Here is a 5,221-nt window from a genome sequence, read left to right as displayed (position 1 = left end):
GCTCGAAACCCTCCGGCCACCGGGCGCCGCCGCGCCGACGGTGGCCACACCAGGAAACAAGGACGAATGACGAGACTGATTGCCAAGGCCCTGCAAGGGGCGGTGTTCGCGGCCGGACTGGCCGCCGTGCTGTGGGTGGGCGCCGGCTACCTGGGCCGCCAGCCGCTCGCGCTGGCGGTGATGGTGCTGATCGGTGTGTTCTATCTGGTGGGTGGCGTGGAGCTGCTGCGCTTCGACCGCGCGACCCGCGCACTGGCCCGCGCGCTCGACAGCCTCGGCAGCGCCCCGGCCGATGCCCGCCATGCCTGGCTGGTCCCGGTCGAGCCGGCGCTGCAGGGCGCTGTGCGCCAGCGCATCGAAGGCGGCCGCGTCGCCTTGCCCGGCCCTGCGCTCGCGCCCTACATCACCGGCCTGCTGGTGCTGCTGGGCATGCTGGGCACATTCATGGGCATGGTCGTCACCCTGGACGGCACCGGCGCCGCACTGACTGGGGCGACCGAGCTGCAGGGCATCCGCGATGCGCTGTCGGCCCCGGTGCGTGGCCTGGGCCTGGCCTTCGGCACCTCGGTGGCCGGCGTGGCCGCCTCGGCGGCGCTGGGCCTGATGTCGGCCCTGGCCCGCCGCGAGCGGGTGCAGGTGGGCCAGCAGCTGGACGCCGCCATCGCCGGCCCGCTGCGCGCTTTCTCGGCCACGCACCACCGCGAAGCCTCGTTCAAGCTGATGGAACAGCAAGCCGGCCTTCTGCCCACGCTGGTCGAGCGGCTGCAGGCCAGCATGGAGGCACTGGAGCGCCAGCAGCAGGCCCTGAACGAGCGGCTCACCGCCGACCAGACCCGCTTCCACACCCAGGCCGAATCGGCCTATGTCGCACTGGCCGCCTCGGTCGAGCGCAGCCTCAAGGAGAGCGTGGCCGAGGGCGCGCGCCTGAGCGGCGCCGCCATCCAGCCCGCCATCGAGGCCACGCTGGCCGGCCTGGCCCAGGAAAGCGGCCGCCTGCAGGCCGCCATGGCCGAGCAGGTGCGCCGCCAGCTCGACGGCGTGGCGGAGCGCTTCGGCCAGGCCACCACCGAAGTCGCCGGCCTGTGGCGCAGCGCCCTGGCCGAACAGCAGGCCGCGCAGGCCACGGGCAGCCGCGCCTTCGACGAGGCGCTGGCCCGCTTCACCGGCCATGCCCAGCAGCGCGATGCGGCGCTGGACGAGGCGCTGACCCGCTTCACCCAGCACACGCAGCAGCACAGCCAGGCGCTGGCCGATGACCTGGCCGCCCGGCTGGACCGCCAGTCCGAGGTGCTGGGCCAACGCTGGGCCGAGGCCCTGTCCCAGCAGGCCGCCGGTGCCGAACAGATGGCCGTGCGCCACGAGGCCGCGCTGAAGCGCGCCGCCGAAGGCTTCGCCAGCCAGGCCGCCGCCCTCCGTGAAGGCGTCGAATCGGCCCACACCGAACTGCAAAGCCGCCTCGCCGCCCACGACGACACCCGCCTGGCCGCCTGGACCGGTGCGCTGCGCAGCCTGGCCGAGGAACTGCGTCAGCAATGGCAGCAGGCCGGGGCCCAGGCCACCGGCGAATGGCAGTCCGTCGGCGAGACCCTGTCGCGCAGCGTGCGCGACATCACCGCCGGTGCCGAAGCCCAGGCCCAGCGCCTGCTGGCCGATCTGGACCACCGCGCCGCCGCCGACGAAAGCCGGCTGGCCGACTGGCGCGCGCATCTCGAAACGCTCGCCGCCAACCTGCGCGAGCAATGGCAGCAGACCGGCAGCGCCGCCGCCGACCAGTGGCTGCAGGCCGGCCGGGCCGCATCCGCCGAGCTGCAGCGCGCCACCGGCGAGGCCGTGGGCCAGTGGCAGCAGGTGGGCGAACAGCTGCGCCAGGCTGCCATCGACATCGGCAGCACGGCCCAGGCCCAGGCCGGGCGTACGCTGGCGCAGATCGAGCAGGGCGCCGCCCAGGAGGCCGAACGCCAGGCCGCCTGGACCGGCGCGCTGGAAGCCACCGTCGCCACTCTGCGCACGCAGTGGGAAGCCGCTGGCAAGCAGGCCACCGGCCAGTTGCGCGAGGCCGGCGCCGCCCTGGCCCGCACCGCCACCGACATGAGCACCCAGATGGAGGCCCAGGCCCAGCGCACCCTGGCCGAGATCGGCCAGCTGGTGCAGGCCGCCGCCGAGGCGCCACGCGCCGCGGCAGAGGTGATGGGCGAGCTGCGCGAGCGCATCAGCGACAGCATGGCCCGCGACCAGGCCACGCTGGCCGAGCGCGAGCGCCTGATGCAGACCCTGGGCACGCTGCTGGACGCCCTCAACCGCCAGGCCACCGAGCAGCGCGGCGCCATCGACGCGCTGTTGGACACCACGGCAGGCGTCATGGAGCGCGCCAGCGGCCAGTTCGGCGAGACCCTGCAGGCGCAGGTCGAGCGCTTCGGCCAGGCGCTGGACGCCCAGGCCGCGCGACTGGACGAAGCCGGCACGCAACTGGGCGCCAGCGCGGTCGAAGTGGCGAGCCTGGGCGAGGCCTTCGGCGGCGCCGTGCAGCTCTTCGGCCAGGCCAATGGCGAGCTGCTGGCCCAGCTCAAGGGCATCGAAGCCGCGCTGACCAAATCCCTCGCCCGCAGCGACGAGCAGTTGGACTACTACGTGGCCCAGGCGCGCGAGGTGATCGAGCTGAGCATCGGCGCGCAGAAACAGATCATCGACGACCTGCAGCACCTGGCCGCCCAGCGCGGGGTGGAGGCCGCTGCGTGACCGGCGCCGCGCGAGGGTCGCGTTGGAACTCCTTCCCCCTCTGGGGGAAGGCAGGGATGGGGGCCAGCACGACGCAGGCGCTGATCGAGGCGCCGCAGGCTCCCACCCCAGCCCTCCCCCAGGGGGGGAGGGAGCAAGGCGCATCCGACGGAGCGGTTCCATGGCAACCCTGAACGACGACCTCGTCGACGGCGGCGCCGAGCCGGCGGTGCCGGTCTGGGCCGTCTTCGGCGACCTGATGGCCGGTGTGCTGGGCGCCTTTGCGCTCATCCTCGTCGCGGCGCTGGGCATGCAGATGGAGCTGGCCGACCGCCTCAAGGCCGAGGTGCAGCAGCGCGAGCAGGCCGCCCGCCGGCTGCAGACGCTGGAGCAGGCCCTGGCCGGCCCGCTGGCCGCCGGCCGCGTGACGCTGGCGGACGGGCGCATCGGCATCAGCGGCAGCGTGCTCTTCGCCTTCGCCTCCGACGAACTGCAGCCCGAAGGCCGCCAGCTGCTCAAGACCCTGGCCGGACCGCTGGGCCGCTACCTGCGCGAGCGCGGCGAGATCCTGATGGTCAGCGGCTTCACCGACGACCGGCAGGTGCGCGGCGACAGTCGCCGCTTCGCCGACAACTGGGAGCTGTCCGCGCAGCGGGCGCTGACCGTGACCCGCGCGCTGATCGACGAGGGCATTCCCGCCGATGCCGTGTTCGCCGCGGCCTTCGGTTCGCAGCAGGCCGTCGCCTCCAATGCCGACGCCGACGGCCGCGCCCGCAACCGTCGCGTCGAGATGGCACCCATGCCGCGGCCCGCCCGCACCGAGGCCGGCAAGGCCGCGGTCAAGCCCTGATGACGGCGATGACTGCACTGCAGGCGCGCCTCGCCGCCTGGCGCGAAGACGGGTCGGACCGGGCCGATCCCGCCGCCTTCCTCGCGATGGAAGCGCTGGCGCGGCGCACCGTCGGGCAGCCGCAGCGGATCCAGCAGCTGCTGGTGCCCCGGTTGGAGGCAGCCCTCGATCGCTATGCCGCCGGGCTGGCTGCACGGCCGGGCCAGGCCAGCGAAGCGACGGCGACGGCGACGGCGACGGCGACGGCGACGCGCGGCGCCCTCGGCCAGCTGGCCGATGCCCTTGCGCAGCGTGGCCGCAGCGCCCCCGAGGACGGGCCGCCGCTGCTGGCGACGGCCGAGGGCCAGTCCCGGCCGCCGGAGCTCAAGGCGCTGCGGCGCTTTCGCGGCACCTGGTCGCGCCTGTCGGCGCAGCAGCGCCTGCGCGACGCGACGGCCCAGGTGCCGGCCCAGGCCGGTCCGTTGAATTCGCACCAGCTGGTCTATCGCGCCCTGGCCCTGATGCAGCAACTGGCGCCGGGCTATCTGGAGCATTTCGTCGGCCATGTGGACGCGCTGCTGTCCATCGAGCAACTGCAGACGCCACCCCCGCCGCCGCCCGTCAAGGGCGAGCTCCGCGCCGCGACACCACGTCGCAAGTCGGCGCGGGGCCGTTGAGTGCACCGACGCCAGCGTGCGGCTGTCGGACGCAACGGCCACGCAGGGGCATTCGGCAAGGCTGCATTCACACTTCGCGACAATGCTTTCGGCCATCGCGGCGATGGCCGTCTCCCGGTCGGCGAACCCGCCTGACTGAAGCACAGCGCAGATGAATTCCCCCTTTCCTGTCGACGGCGGCGCCATGGGCGCGGCAGTGCGGGCCCATGACTGGGCCGCCACACCGCTCGGACCCGCGGAGCAATGGCCGGGCGCGCTGCGCAACGCGCTGGGGCTCATGCTCAATTCGCCCGAGAGCATGTACCTGGTCTGGGGCGATGCGCTGACCTTCTTCTTCAACGACGCCTACCGGCCGATCCTGGGGCCGCGGCTGGATGGCGCGCTGGGCCAGTCGCTGCCCGTGCTGTGGTCCGACGCCTGGGAGGCCGTGCGTGGCCCGCTGGAGCAGGCGCTGGCCGGCCAGGCCAGCCGCTTCGTCGATGTGCCGATCACCATGGCGCGCTATGGGCGCGAAGAGCAGACCTGGTGGTCGTACTCGTACTCGCCGATCTACGACGGCGACGTGGTGCGCGGCGTGTTCTGCTTCACCACCGAGACCACCGCGCGCGTTCTGGCGCAGCAGCAGCTCGCGGCCGAGGCCGAGCAGCAGCGGCGCATCCTCGACGAGCTGCCGGGCTTCGTGTGGACGGCCGACCGCGCCGGCATGGTGCGCTACGTCAGCCCGCGTTGGACGGCCTTCAGTGGCCAGCCGCGCGAGCGCTTCCTGGATGAAGGCTGGGGCGATTTCGTGCATCCGGACGACCTGCCGGCGCTCGCCGGTGCCTGGCAGCGCGCGGTGAAGGCTCGCATGCCCTACGAGGCGGAGTTCCGCATGCGCAGCCCTCGCGACGGCTACCGCTGGTGGCTGTCCCGCGCGCACCCGGTGGCGGGAGAGGCCGACAGCGCCATGGCCTGGGTCGGCATCTGCACCGAGATGGACGCCATCATCGACGCGCGCGAG

4 protein-coding genes are annotated in these 5,221 nt (G+C 73.6%); all 4 read left to right on the top strand.

Features of this window, described 5'->3' with window-relative positions:
• Positions 1–66 precede the first annotated feature (66 nt).
• Positions 67–2,736 carry a DUF802 domain-containing protein gene (locus QZ772_RS08820; protein ID WP_295524829.1) on the top strand — a complete coding sequence of 890 codons (2,670 nt, stop codon included), beginning with the start codon at positions 67–69 and terminating at the stop codon, positions 2,734–2,736.
• A 169-nt stretch (positions 2,737–2,905) separates the two neighbouring features.
• Positions 2,906–3,565: an OmpA family protein gene (locus QZ772_RS08815; protein WP_295524831.1), complete on the top strand. Its 660-nt coding sequence runs from the start codon at positions 2,906–2,908 to the stop codon at positions 3,563–3,565.
• Positions 3,566–3,573: 8 nt separating this feature from the next.
• A complete protein-coding gene (locus tag QZ772_RS08810; RefSeq protein ID WP_295524826.1) occupies positions 3,574–4,221 on the top strand; it encodes a DUF2894 domain-containing protein in 648 nt (215 codons plus the stop codon).
• 151 nt (positions 4,222–4,372) lie between these two features.
• On the top strand, positions 4,373–5,221 hold an 849-nt coding region (locus QZ772_RS08805), incomplete at its 3' end, for a PAS domain-containing protein (protein WP_295524824.1).

This window comes from uncultured Pseudacidovorax sp. (assembly GCF_913773995.1).
GTDB lineage: Bacteria > Pseudomonadota > Gammaproteobacteria > Burkholderiales > Burkholderiaceae_C > Xenophilus.
The sequence above is the reverse complement of the archived record's forward strand: the minus strand, read 5'-3'. Positions and strand labels throughout refer to the sequence as shown.